This is a genomic window from Paenibacillus xylanilyticus (genome assembly GCF_013359935.1).
In the GTDB taxonomy this organism is placed as follows: Bacteria; Bacillota; Bacilli; order Paenibacillales; family Paenibacillaceae; genus Paenibacillus; species Paenibacillus xylanilyticus.
In genome coordinates, this window is sequence record NZ_JABMCB010000146.1 from 13165 (window position 1) to 29554 (window position 16390).

The 16390-nt window shown below is 43.3% G+C and carries 20 protein-coding genes; 15 read left to right on the forward strand and 5 right to left on the reverse strand.

Features of this window, described 5'->3' with window-relative positions:
• Positions 1 to 166: 166 nt before the first annotated feature.
• Positions 167 to 373, forward strand: coding sequence for a DUF6366 family protein (locus HP552_RS04090; protein WP_312884201.1), 207 nt, complete (start codon positions 167 to 169; stop codon positions 371 to 373).
• A gap of 207 nt (positions 374 to 580) precedes the next feature.
• Positions 581 to 1054 carry a GNAT family N-acetyltransferase gene (locus tag HP552_RS04095; protein WP_175394355.1) on the forward strand — a complete coding sequence of 158 codons (474 nt, stop codon included), beginning with the start codon at positions 581 to 583 and terminating at the stop codon, positions 1052 to 1054.
• Positions 1055 to 1248: 194 nt separating this feature from the next.
• Here the strand turns inward: HP552_RS04095 and HP552_RS04100 are convergent, their stop codons facing one another.
• Positions 1249 to 3564: an MMPL family transporter gene (locus HP552_RS04100; RefSeq protein ID WP_175394356.1), complete on the reverse strand. Its 2316-nt coding sequence runs from the start codon at positions 3562 to 3564 to the stop codon at positions 1249 to 1251.
• A gap of 33 nt (positions 3565 to 3597) precedes the next feature.
• Positions 3598 to 4209 carry a TetR/AcrR family transcriptional regulator gene (locus tag HP552_RS04105; RefSeq protein WP_246310749.1) on the reverse strand — a complete coding sequence of 204 codons (612 nt, stop codon included), beginning with the start codon at positions 4207 to 4209 and terminating at the stop codon, positions 3598 to 3600.
• A 232-nt stretch (positions 4210 to 4441) separates the two neighbouring features.
• Between HP552_RS04105 and HP552_RS04110 the strand changes: the two genes are divergently transcribed.
• The 10 genes from HP552_RS04110 to HP552_RS04155 all read left to right on the forward strand — a co-directional run bounded on the left by HP552_RS04110 (position 4442) and on the right by HP552_RS04155 (position 13027).
• Positions 4442 to 5485, forward strand: coding sequence for an ROK family protein (locus tag HP552_RS04110; RefSeq protein WP_175394357.1), 1044 nt, complete (start codon positions 4442 to 4444; stop codon positions 5483 to 5485).
• Positions 5486 to 5525: 40 nt separating this feature from the next.
• Positions 5526 to 6092 (forward strand): sugar O-acetyltransferase, encoded by a 567-nt coding sequence (locus HP552_RS04115; RefSeq protein WP_175394358.1) that lies wholly within the window; start codon positions 5526 to 5528, stop codon positions 6090 to 6092.
• Between the two features lie 242 nt (positions 6093 to 6334).
• A complete protein-coding gene (locus HP552_RS04120; RefSeq protein ID WP_175394359.1) occupies positions 6335 to 7819 on the forward strand; it encodes a sensor histidine kinase in 1485 nt (494 codons plus the stop codon).
• The gene (locus tag HP552_RS04125) at positions 7812 to 8504 is read left to right on the forward strand and encodes a response regulator transcription factor (protein ID WP_175394360.1); all 693 of its coding nucleotides are present in this window, start codon (positions 7812 to 7814) and stop codon (positions 8502 to 8504) included. The genes HP552_RS04120 and HP552_RS04125 overlap by 8 nt, the downstream gene beginning before the upstream one ends.
• Before the next feature lie 221 nt (positions 8505 to 8725).
• Complete coding sequence (locus HP552_RS04130) at positions 8726 to 10129, forward strand: S-layer homology domain-containing protein (protein ID WP_312884202.1); 1404 nt, start codon at positions 8726 to 8728, stop codon at positions 10127 to 10129.
• 13 nt (positions 10130 to 10142) lie between these two features.
• Positions 10143 to 10850 (forward strand): ankyrin repeat domain-containing protein, encoded by a 708-nt coding sequence (locus HP552_RS04135; protein WP_175394361.1) that lies wholly within the window; start codon positions 10143 to 10145, stop codon positions 10848 to 10850.
• A gap of 312 nt (positions 10851 to 11162) precedes the next feature.
• Positions 11163 to 11603 carry a hypothetical protein gene (locus HP552_RS04140; protein ID WP_175394362.1) on the forward strand — a complete coding sequence of 147 codons (441 nt, stop codon included), beginning with the start codon at positions 11163 to 11165 and terminating at the stop codon, positions 11601 to 11603.
• A 72-nt stretch (positions 11604 to 11675) separates the two neighbouring features.
• Positions 11676 to 11999, forward strand: coding sequence for a hypothetical protein (locus HP552_RS04145; RefSeq protein WP_175394363.1), 324 nt, complete (start codon positions 11676 to 11678; stop codon positions 11997 to 11999).
• A gap of 57 nt (positions 12000 to 12056) precedes the next feature.
• Positions 12057 to 12533, forward strand: a complete 477-nt coding sequence (locus HP552_RS04150) for a GNAT family N-acetyltransferase (protein WP_175394364.1) — start codon at positions 12057 to 12059, stop codon at positions 12531 to 12533.
• A gap of 35 nt (positions 12534 to 12568) precedes the next feature.
• Positions 12569 to 13027 carry an NUDIX hydrolase gene (locus HP552_RS04155; RefSeq protein WP_175394365.1) on the forward strand — a complete coding sequence of 153 codons (459 nt, stop codon included), beginning with the start codon at positions 12569 to 12571 and terminating at the stop codon, positions 13025 to 13027.
• 137 nt (positions 13028 to 13164) lie between these two features.
• Here the strand turns inward: HP552_RS04155 and HP552_RS04160 are convergent, their stop codons facing one another.
• Positions 13165 to 13668 (reverse strand): hypothetical protein, encoded by a 504-nt coding sequence (locus HP552_RS04160; RefSeq protein ID WP_175394366.1) that lies wholly within the window; start codon positions 13666 to 13668, stop codon positions 13165 to 13167.
• A 385-nt stretch (positions 13669 to 14053) separates the two neighbouring features.
• Between HP552_RS04160 and HP552_RS04165 the strand changes: the two genes are divergently transcribed.
• Together HP552_RS04165 and HP552_RS34835 are read left to right on the forward strand one after the other, a co-directional pair.
• Entirely contained in the window at positions 14054 to 14746 is a 693-nt protein-coding gene (locus HP552_RS04165) for a phosphotransferase enzyme family protein (RefSeq protein ID WP_246310750.1), read from the forward strand.
• Between the two features lie 70 nt (positions 14747 to 14816).
• Positions 14817 to 15098, forward strand: a complete 282-nt coding sequence (locus tag HP552_RS34835; RefSeq protein WP_246310751.1) for a hypothetical protein — start codon at positions 14817 to 14819, stop codon at positions 15096 to 15098.
• Positions 15099 to 15113: 15 nt separating this feature from the next.
• On the opposite strand, the gene HP552_RS04170 is transcribed toward HP552_RS34835, so the two are convergent.
• On the reverse strand, positions 15114 to 15455 hold the full coding sequence (locus HP552_RS04170; protein ID WP_175394367.1) for a winged helix-turn-helix transcriptional regulator: 342 nt from the start codon (positions 15453 to 15455) through the stop codon (positions 15114 to 15116).
• A gap of 207 nt (positions 15456 to 15662) precedes the next feature.
• On the opposite strand from HP552_RS04170, the gene HP552_RS04175 reads away from it, so the two are divergent.
• A complete protein-coding gene (locus HP552_RS04175; protein WP_175394368.1) occupies positions 15663 to 16169 on the forward strand; it encodes a GNAT family N-acetyltransferase in 507 nt (168 codons plus the stop codon).
• Between the two features lie 125 nt (positions 16170 to 16294).
• Here HP552_RS04175 and HP552_RS04180 read toward each other — a convergent pair whose 3' ends face one another.
• The gene (locus HP552_RS04180) at positions 16295 to 16390 is read right to left on the reverse strand and encodes an IS3 family transposase (protein WP_376768939.1); all 96 of its coding nucleotides are present in this window, start codon (positions 16388 to 16390) and stop codon (positions 16295 to 16297) included.

The following is a 16390-nucleotide window of genomic DNA, read 5'->3' on the forward strand; positions in this document are numbered from 1 at the left end:
TAATTCCATTAAATTATATCCAGCTATAGCTTAAGGCTATATCAAAGGAAGTGGATATGTTGATCATAATTTTTGGAGGTCTTTTCCATATGTTATGATAAATAAACGGATACTAATACATGGAGATCATTGTGTGATTGATGTACATTGAATTATAGGAGGGATAATGATGAACACAGATCAAGAAACTCCGGAAAGAAAAAGAGAGCGTTTAAGACAAGAAGAACTTCAAGAAAATGCTGTCGGCACATTCAAGGATGGATTGGATCGTGCACAATTTGGGAACTTGTCAGAGCTGGTGGGGAGTTTGGGTTGGATCGGTACCGGAGTAGTTATCGTCGTGATTATAACCGTTTTTATGTGGTTAAAATAAAGTCCTTATCGTTCGTTCTTGTTAGACTGTGCATTACAATCAGAACGAGATTATGGTCATCAAGTCGCCAACTGGCGGCTTTTTTTGTGGAAAATCTCTTATTCAAAAGATCTATTGATGGAACAATTGACGCTGCCTGATACGGGTGTTACTTTATATATATACTGTAATGCCAATAAAACCAATAAAGTTAAGGGGGTTTGTGAAATGTCGTTGATCGTACGAGCGGCTGCTGAGGATGTTCGCAGTGAGGATTCGGAACAGTTGATCAGGGAATTGAGCCTTGAGCTTGGCCTGCTATATGGAGGAGATGGAACCGCAGGCTTTCAGCAATCGGACGTCGAAACGCCGCGCGCAGCTTTCATTGTTGCCAGACTGGATGGGCATCCGGTGGGATGCGGGGCCATCAGGCCGCTGGATGATCAATCCGTTGAGGTTAAACGCATGTACACAAGGCCCGCTTATCGTCGCAAAGGAGTTGCCCAAGCCATCCTAGCTGAAGCTGAGCGTCTTGCTGCTGAATTTGGCTATACCAATTTGAAGCTCCAAACGGGGCCGCTTCAGCCGGAAGCTGCAGCACTTTATGAAAGAGTGGGATATTACAGTATCCCTATTTTCAGTGGCGACTGGGATAAGGTTCTGGCTTTTCAGAAAGACTTAGTGCATGAACGGGTAAAATGAACCCTCTCAAACTATTCCACATAAACAAAGCACCTTCAAGGTCATGCAGCCCTGTCGCCAGACAAGGATGAGACCAAGAAAGTGCTTTTGTTTGATTGATTATGGTTAGTTAACACAATCATTGATTGGATTAAAAAAAATCAGGTTAACCTAAATGTTGACAGAGGCTAAATACAATTTTCGTCAGAATTACCTTACTGTTTTTCTTTGGCATTGAGTTCAGCAATGAGCTTGTCGCCTTCAACATCAAGGTTAGGAAGTAAGCGATCCAGCCATTTTGGCAGCCACCAGGACTTATCTCCAAAGAGAGACATTACAGCTGGAACCAGTGCCATCCGAACAATAAATGCATCAATCAGAATCCCTAGGGCCAAGGCGAAGCCAATCTGCTTGATCATAATATCATGTGTGAAAATGAATCCTGCAAATACGGACACCATGATAATGGCAGCTGCAACCACAACTCGGCTTGCCATCTGATAACCATTCATAACACTTTGATTACCACGATGACCGTGTACATAAGATTCCCTCATCGAGGATACCAGGAAGACCTGATAATCCATGGCCAAGCCGTAGAGAATCCCTGTAACCATGATTGGAATAAAGCTAAGCAGAGGACCACCCGTATCGAAATCGAACAATGCCTTCGCCCATCCCCATTGGAATACGGCAGTGGTCAGACCGAACGTGGCCAGAATACTAAGCAAAAACCCTATCGTTGCCTTGATTGGAACGAGGATGGACCGGAAGACCAAAAGAAGAATGATTAGGGATAGAACAACAATGATTCCGATATATACCGGGAAAACTTCAGCCAGTTTGGCAGACATGTCAATGTTGACCGCTGTCAGTCCGGTAACGCCAAGTTTCATGTCGTGATTAACCGCAATGGAAGAGTCCGGGGAACGCAATTCTTCAACAAGCTGCTTGGTTGCTGAGTCTGTTGGACCTGAATCCGGAATAAGACTCAAAATCGCCATTTTGCCATCTTCACTTACACCGGCAGGTGTCACGACAGAGACATGCTCAAATTGTTGCAGATCTTGTGCGATACTGCCCAATGTTTGCAGGGATACAGTCTTGGAAGCATCTGTTGGTTCGGCGACAATGAGCAGGGGACCATTGAAACCTTCACCGAAACCTTTTGTGATGGCATCATAACTTTGACGTGCTGTAGTGTCCAGGTTGGCAGTAGCACCTGAAGGCATACCCAGTTCCATTTTGGCAACCGGGATTGCAGCAGTTCCCAGAATAACAATGACGCCTACAATCACAAGCCAACGGAATTTCACAACACCAGAGATCCAGCGGTTCGCAAATCCGTTTGATTTTTTGTGTGCTTTGGACTGATTCTTCTCCCTTGCTTTACGAGAGCAGATGCGCTCACCCAGAAGACCCAGCAATGCCGGGAGAAGAGTTAGGGCGATAAGTACGCTGAAGAGTACGGTAACTGATGCAACAATGGCCATCATGCTCAGGAAGGTGATACCAATAACCAGCATTCCACAAAGCGCAATGATAACCGTTAATCCTGCAAAGAACACGGCACTACCTGCAGTGCCGACCGCTCTGCTGGCTGCCTCGCGTGCATTCAGGTTTTGGTCAAAAATTAGTCTCCGCTGACGATTGACGATGAATAATGCATAGTCAATACCAACTGCAAGTCCGATCATGAGTGCCAAAACAGGTGTAAAGGATGTCATCGTTACGAAACTGGATACGGCAAATGCGCCACCAACACCAGCCGCCACTCCAAAGAGGGCAATGACAATCGGCAAACCTGCGGCAACGACAGAACCAAGCGTCATGAACAACACAATTGCCGCAATAACCAAACCGTAGATTTCGTTGGTTCCGATCGGAATACCCACTTCTTTTAAGGAATCACTAGGTAATACCGTGATGTTTGTACCTTGTTCAGCTTCACTTACGGCATTCACTATTGAATCCGTGACACCTTTTGGCAGGGAGTTTTGTTGTACGGTGAATTGAAATTGGAATAGAGCAACATCCCCAGCGTTTGAGATCAACACCCCGGGTACAGGCATTCCATCAATCATCAAGGGGCCATAAGGAGGCAGGTTGCTTGGATCCGCACTCGCTTGGCTGGCTGCAGCCGCACTTTGACTGGCCTGTTCTTGCATGGCTGCGGCATCAGCGCCACTTGCAGCAGCTAACTCGGCAGGATTAATTACATAATCGTTTTTATAGACCTCGCTTACTGCCTTACTGATAGCTGCCAGATTCTCCGGCGTATCCAGCCGCTCGCCTTCAGGAATATTAAATATCACACTTCCCTGGCCGCCAGAGGCTTCAGGTAGTTCTTTTTCCAATTTGTCCAGAACGTTCTGGGATGCTGTTCCTTCGAGTTTAATGTCCGAGGAGACATGCACACCGTTCATGCCAAGCGCAGTGCCTACAATGCCGAGCACCAAAATCCAACCAATAATGAAATACCACGGTTTGTCGTAAGCCGTTTTCCCCAGCCTGTAGAGTAATTTAGACATCGAATTGATTTCTCTCCTTTTATCTCTGTTGTTCTAAAATCCATCTCGCAAATACTTAAACATCGAATCTATGTACTCATCGAATGAAATAGATTCTTCCTTTTCTTCTGAAGAGAGTCCGGGTAGTTGTACGTGGACACTGCCATCCAGCATAGGGATGATTGCTGCACAAACAGCTCCTGCAAGAAAGTGATTATAACCAGCCGGGTAGCGGTCTCCGAACAATTCACTTAACATCATTTTAGCTCCATTTTGCAGGCGGTTTAACAGGGTAAGTGTGTGAGGCATTAAGCTCGGATAAGACTTGGACAACTCCAAAATCTGATGAATTCGACGAAGAACTTCTTCAGTCAGTTGCATCTTGATGAACTGATACATGACCTCAAGCGGAGTTGTATCTTCGGGGAGGTTACTGATCATTTCGAAGTATTCGTCCATCCTGTGAAAATGTTCGCCTGCCATAACCACAGCTTCTTCCTTGCAGGAGAAGTGGTTCGCAAACGTTCTTCGCGAGTATCCGGCACGCTGCACGACATCCTCAACTACAAATCCGTCCATTCCATGCTCTAATGCTAATTGGAATGCAGCTTCAGACAGAGCACTTGCAGTGGCTTCTTTCTTAATGGCACGTAAACTTTGTTTCAATGGGTCTCACCTCCAGTTCATTCAATGAGTTAAAGAATACATCTATCATATCAACTCGTTGCCCAATGTGCAATTTTGCCCAAAGGGAAACTCTGTTCTTAAGGAATTTTGATTCATAGAATTGTCATGCTTTGTACGATGTCCCAATGATTAAATGTGTGGACAGGACTGAAAAAATCAATTATGTTAATACTTAACGAAAGTATTTTCATAAGTGGTTGGAGGTGAAATAATGACGAAGGGGCCTATTACAAATAACACGATGCGAGTTAAGAAAATGAACCAGGAATTGGTGCGGCAAACGTTAAAAACGATGAAACAAGGTACCAAGTCCATGGTGGCGCAGGCAACAGGCTTGAGTGTCGCGACCTGCCGCAGCATATTGCTCGATCTGCTGGATGCGGGTGAACTCGTAGAGCTCGATTTGGAGGAATCGAGTGGAGGTCGGCCTGCTCAGATTTATAAATATAACGAAAACTATTCCTATATCGTTTGTCTTATGGTCAAGGCTGGAATCGATCACCACTCCATCTCCTATGCCGTTGTTAATCTGGCAGGAGAGACGGTGGAAAAAGGGTGCGAGATGACGGAAATAGAGCAAATGAATGAAGCATTCATCTATCAGCTGATTGATCGGCTTATAGAGAATTATCCGCATATCCGAGCTGTGGGTATTGGTGTTCCAGGGGCGGTTCATCAAGGAGTCATCAATGTGTCGGATATCCCAAACCTGGTTCATGTTCCGCTCGCTGCCTCCATACGAGAAAAACATGGTGTTGAGGTTATTGTAGAAAACGACATGAACTTAACCGTTTACGGACTGTATCAGAAGCAGGAATACGAAGATGAGAAGTCCATTGTCGTTGCCACATTCATTGAGGGCTCTTTTCCAGGTGCAGGCATCATGATTGATGGACACATACACAGGGGAAATACCCGGTTTGCCGGAGAGATCGCCTTTTTACCGTTAGGGTTGACCCCGGATGAACAGTTCAGGCAGCTCCATAATCGAGATACCTTTCATCCGCTAGCGGCCCGTGCGATTTCGAGCCTGATTGTTGTTATGAACCCGGAAACACTTGCATTAACGGGCAGTCTGGTACAGCCAGCAGATGTGGATATTATCCGCAATGAATGCCAGAAGTACATACCAGAGATGCATATGCCACAGTTCAGACTGTTGGACGAACCAGATGAGGATTATATGTACGGATTAATTACGATGACGCTGGAAAGCCTCTCCTATGCGCTGGAATTGGTGGAAAAGCGGAGGTAACGTAGATGATTAGAAAATAGAGAGGAATGTGAAACATACGATGAAAACGGAAAAACAGAAGATGCTGGATGGAGAACTATATATGGCCTGGGACCCTGAATTGACGCGTGATCGTGCATATGCCAGGCGAATGACACGCATGTTTAATCAGAGTAACGAAACGGATGAGGAACTCAGGACAGACATTTTGAAGAAATTGTTGGGATCAACGGGGGAGCATATAGGCATGGAACCCAACATCCGGTTCGATTACGGTTACAATATCCATGTGGGCGACCACTTCTATACCAATTTTGATTGTACCATTTTGGATGTTTGTGAGGTGCGGATAGGCAGTCACTGCATGTTTGGACCAGGTGTTCATATCTATACGGCCACACACCCGATCGACCCTTTTGAAAGAAATAAAGGTCCCGAATATGGTAAACCGGTAACGATCGGTAATAATGTTTGGGTAGGCGGAAGAGCCATTATCAATCCAGGAGTGACCATCGGGAACAATGTCGTCATTGCATCCGGAGCTGTGGTAACGAAGGATGTTGCGGACAACATGGTTGTTGGAGGTAATCCAGCGAAGGTACTTAAGGAAATCGAAGTCTCACATTAAAATTTTTCGTAGTAGCGCGAGACGCCAGTGAATCCGATGTTTTCAAAAAAACGTTCAAAACACCCGTACCAGGTTTGTTCCTGAATATGGGTGTTTTCTTTTAATTGAAGAACTAACTTGGTTACAAACATAACGAATCGTCTTGCGAATGCGGGCACTCTTTTTTACATATGGGCAATGGGATCGATCTTGTGTTAACATGTGCACTAACTAATCCTATAGCATCTTAAGAAGGGGAACCCATGTCAATTCGAATAAAAATGCTGCTGTCCTTCACGGGCATGCTCGTTATAAGTCTGCTGTTCATCCTGCTTACGGCAAGTCTGTATACGATTGCGGCCACAGGGGATCTGCAGAGTTTTCGCGATATTTACAAGGTACATTATCAGATCAATCCACTGACTGAGCAGGGAGAGGCGATTTTTCAAGAGATGAAGTTTTTGGCCAAAAATGATCCCGACGAGCTGCAAAACAAGGTTTTGCTGCGTGAGTACGATATGAAGCTTCGAGCCGAGAAGTCAGGGCTTTACGTCAGACGGGAGAATAGCCAGATCTTCGAATCGCTGACCTTCAACCAGCCTGAGCTGAAGCAGGCACTGCCTGCCTATGATCTTAACAATTATCAGATTCGGAGCACGTTCAACATCAGTGAACGTTTCTACGCGTATGCCAAATTTGATTTTCAGTATTCAGATGGAGAACGGGGGAGCATCTTCGTCATTCGCGAGAGAAGTCCCTTTGCGGAGCTTACGCGCAAGCTGTTACCTGTGATGTCACTCCTGCTTATCGGTGTTCTCATCATTGCGAACCTGCTCTTGTTCCGCTGGATCACTCGCAGCTTCATTAAGCCGTTGAATCAACTGAAGACTTCAGCCGAACATATTAAGGATGGGAATCTATCCTTTAAGCTTCAGCTCAATTCCAACGACGAGGTTGGACAGCTCAGCGAGGCTTTTGAAAGCATGCGGAATCAGCTGCAGCGCTCGAATGCGTTACGGCAGCAAGACGAAGTGAACCGCAGAGAACTGATTTCCAACATTTCGCATGACCTTCGCACACCGATCACCAATATTAAAGGCTATATCGAGGGCATTCGTGATGGAGTAGCCAACACGCCCGAGAAAATGGAGACATACGTCAATATCATTCACTCCAAAGCAGTCAGTATGGATAAGTTGGTGGATGAACTGTTTCTGTATTCGAAGCTCGACTTGAATCAAGAGCCGTTCCTGTTCAAAATGGTAGACCTCGTCGATTTCCTTGAAGACAGCATTGAAGAGCTGAGATACGATCTGGAGGACAAGGGAGTTGCCTTGGATTGGGATAATCAGGCGTCTCGTCCGGTCATGGCTTCTGTGGATCTGGATAAATTAAAACGCACCGTTGTGAATGTAGTGGATAATGCACTCAAATATATGGAAAATGAAAACAAGCGATTCGGCATCACGCTTCAAGCAGATGACGAATGGATTACGATGGCTTTTAAGGATAATGGGAAGGGAATACCGGAAGAGGCGCTGCCTCATATATTTGAACGCTTTTATCGGGCAGAGCAATCCCGCAATTCATCAACAGGCGGAAGTGGGTTGGGACTGGCGATAGCCCGCCAAATCATTGATGGTCACGGAGGCTTCATCTGGGCGAAAAGCAAACAGGGTGAAGGTACGATCATTTATATTAAACTGAAACGGCTGATGGACGAGAAGGGGATAAGAGGCAATGACTAACATTTTGATCATCGAGGACGAAACAACGATAGCGGAACTGGAACGAGACTATTTTGAGCTCAATGGATTTTCTGTGGAACTCTGCCATACCGGAGATGAAGGGCTGAAGAGGGCACTGGAGGGAAACTTCAATCTAATCATTGTGGACCTGATGCTTCCGGGACTGGACGGTTTTGAATTGTGCAGGCGCATTCGCGAGGTGAAGGAGGTGCCGATCCTTGTCGTCTCCGCGAAAAAGGAAGAGATCGATAAGATCAGGACTTTCAACTTGGGCGTCGATGATTTTATCACTAAACCATTCAGCCCAAGCGAGTTGGTTGCAAGAGCAAAGGCTCATTTGACCCGATACGAGAGACTCCTAGGCAAAAGCAAACCAGCTGAACAGGATGAAATTCAAATTCGCGGTCTTCACATCGACAAGGGATCACGCCGCGTTTTTGCCAATGGAGAAGAGGTGGCGATTACAACCAAGGAATTCGATCTGCTCGTATTTCTTGCGAGTCATCCAAACCGGGTATTCAGCAAGTCTGATCTGTTTGAGCGTATTTGGGGCATGGATTCCAGCGGTGATATTGCAACGGTTACCGTCCATATTCGCAAACTGCGTGGGAAGCTGGAGGCGGATCCCAAAAATCCGGATTACATTGAAACCGTCTGGGGCGCGGGCTACCGGTTCACCGTATAAGTTTCGAGAAAAATTAGATTCAGTTTATAATTTGTTAATATTTTTGTCCTTGGGAGTTTCTTTTTGTCCTCTATTCTATAGGTACAGGCAACTACAACCTATAGAGGAGGAATTCAAACATGAATCCTACAACCCGAAAAATCGCTACATTTCTAACCATAACTGCATAAGGTACTGCTGTATTCCCATTAACTTCTAATCAAGTACATGCAGCTACATACGTGACTAACGTTGCCGCAGCAACGACACAGCTTACCAATCAGCTGATCGACGCTGCTGTCAAAGAACTGAACAGCTTGGGAATCATGAACGGATATGCCGATCAATCCATGGGTGAACATAGAGCCATTAGCCGTGCAGAGTTAGCGTCACTGGTGTATAAAACATTTAATCTGGAGAGCAAGACAGGAGAAAACGTCGAATTGACGGACGTGAATCCGAACGCGTGGTATGCACCTTATGCATCAAAGCTCGTTGAACTCGGCATCATGCAGGCAAACGATGGTCAATTTAATCCGCAAAGTCAAGTATCGGATGCAGAACTCGAACAAGTCGTATCCAAAGCAATGCAGCGCGACGTAAAATCCGTGCACCATTGGATGAGCACTTTCTACTCTGAGAACGGCTCGGCCACGCGAGGCGAATCAGCGGTGCTGCTGCAAACGGCCCGTCAGGCGATTCCTTCTGACCAGGCTCAAATCCAGAGTGTTCGATCCCTGAATGCCATTACGTTAGTTGTCACGTTCGACAAGCCGCTGACAGCAGCGGATGAAGTATTTGCCAAGGCTCAGACGGATTTTGCATTCAGTGGTGGACTGACGTTAACCAACATGCCTCGTTTGAAAACAGGCTCCATCGCGACATATATCGTCCCAACCTCCGTTCAAAATGCGGCGGAAACGTATAGCCTTACTTATAAAGGCCAAGATGCTGGTTCCTTCGAAGGCAGTGATACGAAGTTAAATATGACGACTGCCAGTCAAGTAACGAACGATACATTCGAGATTGAAGCACTGCAAGAGCACGGTGTAGTGGATTACGGTTATATTATTTCGGCTTACAGCGGCGGACGAGGAGCTAATGCATTCGTGCTGAATGATCAGGAACAAGCAGGAGGCAAAACATATCAAATCATCTCTTCCATGCAGGCAAGACAAGTTGTAATTACGCCAGAAGGTGGCGAGCCAATCGTTGGCAAATATGTTCCGTTCACGCAATCGACAGATGGCAAACAAGAACCGAAGTTCCGTTTGCCTGAAGGACAAACGCTGCAATCCGGCGTCAAATATACGGTTTCTTCTGACTGGGCGAACATCGACAATGCTTCATTCACTGCGAGATCGTTTGATGCGCTGGAGGTTGCAAGTGCTAAGGCTGTGAGCGAAACTTCAATTGAAGTTACGCTTGCGCAAGATCCTGGGGACGAACTGTTCTCTGGTCGAAATGTAACGTTAACATCACCTAGCGGTGACGTGCTGACCGCTACTTATAAATATTCAAGCCGAAAAGGTGCAACCGGAGTGTTTGACCTTGTCAATGATGGCAAGTTGACGCCAGACACTACTTATACATTAAACCCAGTAGGGGACTGGAGTGTCGCTTCATCGGTAATCGTGACACCGTAGGAAGGGAGGCAGTATGAGTAAGTCGCTAATGATGGTCATCCTATTAAGCAGTATTTTCTTCGTCCAAGGCTGCGTGTCTGAACAGAATAACGACTATACATTGGAGGAGAAAATGTCGATGACGTCACTGGACATACAGTTGTTAGAGGCAGCGGAGCAAAGAGACACCGAAAGTATCGAAAAACTTATCGAAGAGGGCGCAAAAATTAATGCTCAAGACGAGAACGGAAGAACGGCTGCCATGATTGCGACTTACAATAATGATCTGGCATCAGCCGCGATGTTGATTGAAGCTGGTGCAGATGTTAATGTACAGGACAATATGAAGAATAACCCGTTTCTGTACGCTGGCGCTGAAGGATACTTGGATATTTTGAAACTTGCGATTGAGGCAGGAGCGGACCCGGCGATCACGAATCGATATAGAGGAACAGCGCTTATTCCGGCTTCGGAGCATGGATATGTGGATGTCGTGCGTGAACTTCTGACTCAAACTTCAGTGAATGTGAACCATGTTAATGAATTGGGATGGACGGCACTGCTCGAAGCAATCATATTAAACGATGGTAATGCACGTCAGCAGGAGACGATTCAATTACTCGTTGATCATGGAGCAGATGTGAACATTTCGGATCGCGATGGTGTGTCACCGCTCAGTCATGCGAAGAATAAAGGCTACAAGGAAATTGAAGAGATTCTGGTTCGAGCTGGTGCGAAATAGAGCATCGTTTTGTAGGAGAAAGTGACATGGCAGCACCGCTCAGATATCATTGTTTAGAATATTTGTACATCAAGTCGCCTATATGGCGACTTTTTTTGTTTGTAGACAACTAATTATTTTGGATATTGAATTTATTCCCTTAACTATATAATCCTTCTTCATTGGAGTGATATGGGTTATCATAAGTATGTTACTTTCATAACTGTCAGTAAGTGAACTATTTACAAAAGAATTAGAAAGGATTTTACACAACCTTTGTGAATTTAGGATGATAGCTTAAGCTGAATTATTAATGGAGAAAGGAGAGAAGGTATGGAAAAAACATTTAAAACAATCTATCCAAGGGCCAAATTAAATTTACTAGCGATGTCCATATTAGAAATTGTTTTTTTTATTAGATTGAATGTAAGCGATGATCAAGGGTCCAAATTTTTCTACTCGTTTATGACCATCATGATTTTGACTTATCTCATCGTGCTGCTGAAAATGTTATTCACTAAACTTACGTTTACTTTAGGAACAGATTATGTCATCTGTTCAAAAGCCAATAAATATGAATCTTCTCAGATTGAATCTATTTATATGAGTTACAAAAGAATAGGTTTTAAATTAAATAATCGGCGATTGGTGCCTATGAATTTGTGTTTTTATTTTGACAAGGATGAGGAGGACGGAGGATTAAGGGAACTGAATGAATGGGCAGAACACAATAAGATAGAAGTGAAGGACAAGTTTTTTCAGACATTAATGTAAAGATGGAGGTTTATCAATCTTTTAAAAACATATTTAAATCTTTACTACAATAGATGGGTGAAAGGTTATCTCATGAAAAGAATGATGCTCTCTGTACTTTTACTACTAATTCTTAGTGCATGTAATAATAATCAGTTTGATAAAGAAACCTGGTTAACAGAACCGGAGAAAAGAAATAGCATGGTGTACAGTTTGAAAAACAAGTATGAACTTATTGGCATGACAGAAACGGAGATTATTGACTTACTTGGCGAACCAGCACAAAAGGTAAATGAGCCTTCTCTTCAGTATGTGTATTACATGGGAAGAGCAGGTTATGGTGTCGATGACAGCTTATTACGACTGAATTTTAATAAAGACAGTGAAATTGAAAGTCATGAGGTGACTAACGATTAGGGAGTTTGCCAAATGAGGTAGTTAAAGATTCTATGTAACGAAGGGAAGGGGTTAATCATGATTACACTCAGAAAAATTACACTGGATAACCGGCGTGCCATATTTAACTTGGAAGTAGCAGATGAGCAGCAAAAATATGTAGCATCCAATCTTTCAAGTGTCGCATCGTGCTATGTTCTTGCAACCAATGGAGGTTCCCCTTTTCCGTTTGCAATTTACGCTGATGAACAACCTGTAGGTTTTGTTATGATTACGTATGGAATCACCGGTTATGATCTTCCTGAAATCGCTGACAATAACTACTGTATATTACGGCTCATGATCGACAGAGAGCACCAGAAACAGGGCTATGGTCGTGAAGCGCTGAAGAAAACGATAGAGTTCATTCGAACTTTCCCAGCTGGTCCTGCGCGATTATGTTGGATTCCGTATAGCCCAGACAACTTGGCTGCAAAAAAGCTGTACGACAGCCTAGGCTTCAACGAAAATGGTGAAGTGTGTCACGGTGAGCTTGTAACTGTACTCGAACTCTGAGTTTAATCAGTATGTCTTCTAAATGAGGAGGGAATATGGATTATATCAAATGGATCAGAAGTAAGGTCGGAAATGACATGATTATCCTGAATTTTTCGGGGGCGATTATTGAGAACAATAAAGGAGAAATTTTACTTCAGAGAAGACGGGATCGAAATGCATGGGGGTTCCCCGGAGGTGCAATGGAACTGGGAGAATCAGCAGTAGATACTGCAATTAGGGAAATAAAAGAGGAAACAGGTTTAGTTGTATCAATAGGAGATTTGGTTGGCATATATACAAAGTATTTTGATGAATATCCGAATGGAGATCAGGCTCAGACTATCGCATTTATGTATCGCGGAAAAGTTATCGGAGGTCAATTGGATGCTAGTAATGAAGAGAGCATTGAACTGAGATTTTTCAGTCCTGATTTCGTTCCAGAACTCTTTAACCAGCAGCACAAAGATGCTTTTGAAGACTTTATAAACAACCGAACAGGAATCAGTAGATAGCCTGACGATTTTAACCGCTAGGCTATGTTACATCTTAATGTTGTTTTTTTACCCTGAAAGAAAACTGCCTTATGTGAAAGGCAGTTAATTAAACTATCGTGTCCCATTACCGTAACGATTTAGCTTATCAAAATTATTTATTTAATTGTATTTGCTATTTTAATTAATGTTTGGTGATCGTATAAAGGTTCAAGATTGTTATTTTTTCCTGAAACAAGAGAGTAAGTTAAACCCTCGTTTCTCCAATAGATGGCACTTACATGTTCGTTTCCTTGATCCCATGTTTGCGAGCCGTTAGTTAATTTTAGACCTTTCTTCCCATTCGGAGGCGTATCAGCCTTTGAGTTTGTAATCATAATTATCAGGGTCAATCCTTCTTCGGTATTGGCATACGTGATTTCTACTGCATCAAATTTACCATTGGTATCTAAAATCCTTGCTGATTTTTGAGTAACTTGGAAAGGAATTGACGGTTGTTTAATTTCAAACGGGATGTTAGCTTCCGCCTCTTCAAGTGAAATTTCAACTGGAGGACTTAGATCCGAATTATTGATCGGTTGATTACTTTCCTTGTTTTGTAAGCAGGCAGACAATAATAGAGGTATCATACATAGGAACAGCAACTTACTTACAGCTTTCATTAAATCACCTCGATATCAGAATAGTTACTTCTATTACGTTCTATTAGCTGGGAAGAAGCATTATCTTGCCTGTTAAACCAGAAAGAAAAATACCATTCGTCGAATTTTGTTGGTTGTCTCACTTTAAATAAGCACCAAGGATCGTCTACTCAAATCTCTACATATTTAAAGAACATTAATACCATGAGCATCTTAATGTCATGGTTTTTCTCTATTCTTAGAGGAATATCGACTTCACCAATGACGAGTATTGTGGGTTAACGTTAAGAACAAAGGTAAAAGTCAGTTTCTAATAAAACATTACCTATTCCGCATACATCATGATACCTATAATTAATTATGACAGAATGCATGACCAATACAAATATAAAGAGGTGGGAAATACATGAAAGATTTTTTTCGCTATGACACGGCTGAGCAAAGAAAGTCTCTGCTACAACGGGCCAGAAATGTCGCTTTATCAGCGCTACAGCAGTATGATTTGGCGTGGGAACGCATTCAGTTTATTCAATTGTCGGATACGATTACATACAAAATCGAAACAAGTACAGCGGATTCGTATTTGCTTCGCATTCATTCCGATCGTTGGAGCAAGGAAGCAATCCAGTCAGAACTTATCTTTCTTCAATCTTTAAATGCTTTGGATGAGATATATGCCCCAGTGGGAGTAGCATCTATAAAAGGTCCTTATGTACTGGAGATCGACACAGCTGAGGATTATAAACGACCGTATGTCACGGTGATGAAGTGGGTGGAAGGAGAGCATCTAAACGGTGAAATTACAGGGAATCATGCAGCTATAATGGGAGACATGATGGGGAGACTTCATCAAGCAGCAGCCAAGTTTATCTCACCTCCGGGTTTTGTAAGGCCGGTCTGGGGAGCAGACTCTTTTAGAGGTGAGATGGCTAAGCTGGAGCAGTATTATACACGTTTTCTATCACATCAAGCCTGGACAGAATATCAGCATGCTGCCGAAAAGATTTTCGCTACACTTGCCGATATGGACGTAAATAAACAAAATTACGGAATGATCCACGCTGATTTGCATATCGGTAACATTCGTTTTCAAGGGTGATCAACCTTTTCCCATTGATTTTGGAAGATGTGGTTACGGCTTTTTTCTCTATGACCTGGCAGGTGCTCTAGTGGGACTTTATCCAAGAGACCGAATGGTTTTTATTCAAAGTTATGAAAAGGTGAGGAGACCAGGAACGGATGTTATTCGGGACTTGGAATGTTTCTTTATCATGATTATGATTGAGAATTACTGTCATCACGCTTCTGATCCGGAAGAAACCTCAAGATTAATAGATGAACAACCATATGCTCAAGCGTGTATAAGAGAATTTTTAAAAGGAAACCCTTTTTTGTTTAATCCCATTGAACCAGTGGAGATCGATAGATCAACATTTGAACCTGAAACATAATTGAATGGCTTCATATTAGTTGTTTTGATTCTTCACACCCCACTCACACAACTCTTCCATGATCGGAAGCAGCGTCTCCGCTTTGGCTGTGAGACTGTATTCGACTTTGGGTGGTATTTGAGGATATTCCTTTCGGTTCACCAGACCGTCTGCTTCCAATTCCTTTAATTGTGAGCTTAATGTTCTATACGTAATGGCTCCAATCTGCCTTTGCAGATCATTAAAGCGAACGGTTTGACCTTCGGCCAAAAGGTAGAGAATGACCATTTTCCATTTGCCGCCGATTACAGACACCGTATAACCAAAAGGGGTATCCTGGATGTTCCTCACTTTGCCTTTATATTCAGCCATACTCATATGTACACTATCCTTCCGGGTAGTACCTATCATTAAAGTCCGTACTACGATTATATTTTCGTTCAGTTTATACTAGCCTTACTTTCAAGTAAAGGTGAAGGTTAGAGAAATGAAAATTTGATGTAACTAACATTCTATCGGGATTTTTGATAATATTTAGGGAGTCTGAATCATACCAGAGAGATCCAGGAAAGGCAGGCCAACCCCATGAATCTTATATTTCCGCAAGTTAGCACATCAGAAGAAATGGCAGAGCTGGCCCGTTTGGCCGCAGAAATTTGGCAGGAATATTATGTAGCTATCATTACCCTGGAGCAAATTGATTACATGATCCAAAAATACCAATCCGAGTCAGCCATTAAGGAACAGATCGATCAACAGGGATACGAATACTATTTTATCCAACGTGATGACTCTCCTGTCGGATACATGTCAGTCAGACAAGAAGAGGAAAAGCTGTTCCTGAGTAAATTTTATATCGGCAAGGAACATAGGGGACAGGGCTTCGCAAGCCAAGCGTTTGCTTTCCTGGAGCAACTATGTATTGAACGCAGCATTAACCTGATCTGGTTGACAGTCAATCGTCATAACGAATCCAGTATTGCTGTGTATGAGAAAAAAGGATTCCAGACGGTTCGTGAACAAGTTGCTGATATTGGCCATGGCTATGTAATGGATGATTTTATCATGGAAAAAGAAATTATCGTTTCTTAAACGAACATAACTATGGCAAGTTCCAACAATCGTCAGATGTAGATACAAGTGAACATCGTTACGCTGGAGAAGTCGCTGAATTGGTCATAACCCTGTCAAGTAGACAGTACAAAAAAAGACAAGATTTAAGCTGCGGCCGTTTCCCGGTATTCTACCGGGGAACGGTCGTTTAGTTTTTTCTGAAATCGGTTTTGGTTGTAAAACAATATGTATTCTCTCAC

Coding starts and splice junctions, on each gene's coding strand:
- HP552_RS04120 (WP_175394359.1), top strand. CDS start 6,335: ATGTCAATTCGAATAAAAATGCTGCTGTCCTTCACGGGCATGCTCGTT.
- HP552_RS04175 (WP_175394368.1), top strand. CDS start 15,663: ATGAATCTTATATTTCCGCAAGTTAGCACATCAGAAGAAATGGCAGAG.
- HP552_RS04150 (WP_175394364.1), top strand. CDS start 12,057: ATGATTACACTCAGAAAAATTACACTGGATAACCGGCGTGCCATATTT.
- HP552_RS04090 (WP_312884201.1), top strand. CDS start 167: ATGATGAACACAGATCAAGAAACTCCGGAAAGAAAAAGAGAGCGTTTA.
- HP552_RS04145 (WP_175394363.1), top strand. CDS start 11,676: ATGAAAAGAATGATGCTCTCTGTACTTTTACTACTAATTCTTAGTGCA.
- HP552_RS04095 (WP_175394355.1), top strand. CDS start 581: ATGTCGTTGATCGTACGAGCGGCTGCTGAGGATGTTCGCAGTGAGGAT.
- HP552_RS04135 (WP_175394361.1), top strand. CDS start 10,143: ATGAGTAAGTCGCTAATGATGGTCATCCTATTAAGCAGTATTTTCTTC.
- HP552_RS04155 (WP_175394365.1), top strand. CDS start 12,569: ATGGATTATATCAAATGGATCAGAAGTAAGGTCGGAAATGACATGATT.
- HP552_RS04125 (WP_175394360.1), top strand. CDS start 7,812: ATGACTAACATTTTGATCATCGAGGACGAAACAACGATAGCGGAACTG.
- HP552_RS04140 (WP_175394362.1), top strand. CDS start 11,163: ATGGAAAAAACATTTAAAACAATCTATCCAAGGGCCAAATTAAATTTA.
- HP552_RS04100 (WP_175394356.1), bottom strand. CDS start 3,564: ATGTCTAAATTACTCTACAGGCTGGGGAAAACGGCTTACGACAAACCG.
- HP552_RS04110 (WP_175394357.1), top strand. CDS start 4,442: ATGACGAAGGGGCCTATTACAAATAACACGATGCGAGTTAAGAAAATG.
- HP552_RS04160 (WP_175394366.1), bottom strand. CDS start 13,668: ATGAAAGCTGTAAGTAAGTTGCTGTTCCTATGTATGATACCTCTATTA.
- HP552_RS04115 (WP_175394358.1), top strand. CDS start 5,526: ATGAAAACGGAAAAACAGAAGATGCTGGATGGAGAACTATATATGGCC.
- HP552_RS04165 (WP_246310750.1), top strand. CDS start 14,054: ATGAAAGATTTTTTTCGCTATGACACGGCTGAGCAAAGAAAGTCTCTG.
- HP552_RS04170 (WP_175394367.1), bottom strand. CDS start 15,455: ATGAGTATGGCTGAATATAAAGGCAAAGTGAGGAACATCCAGGATACC.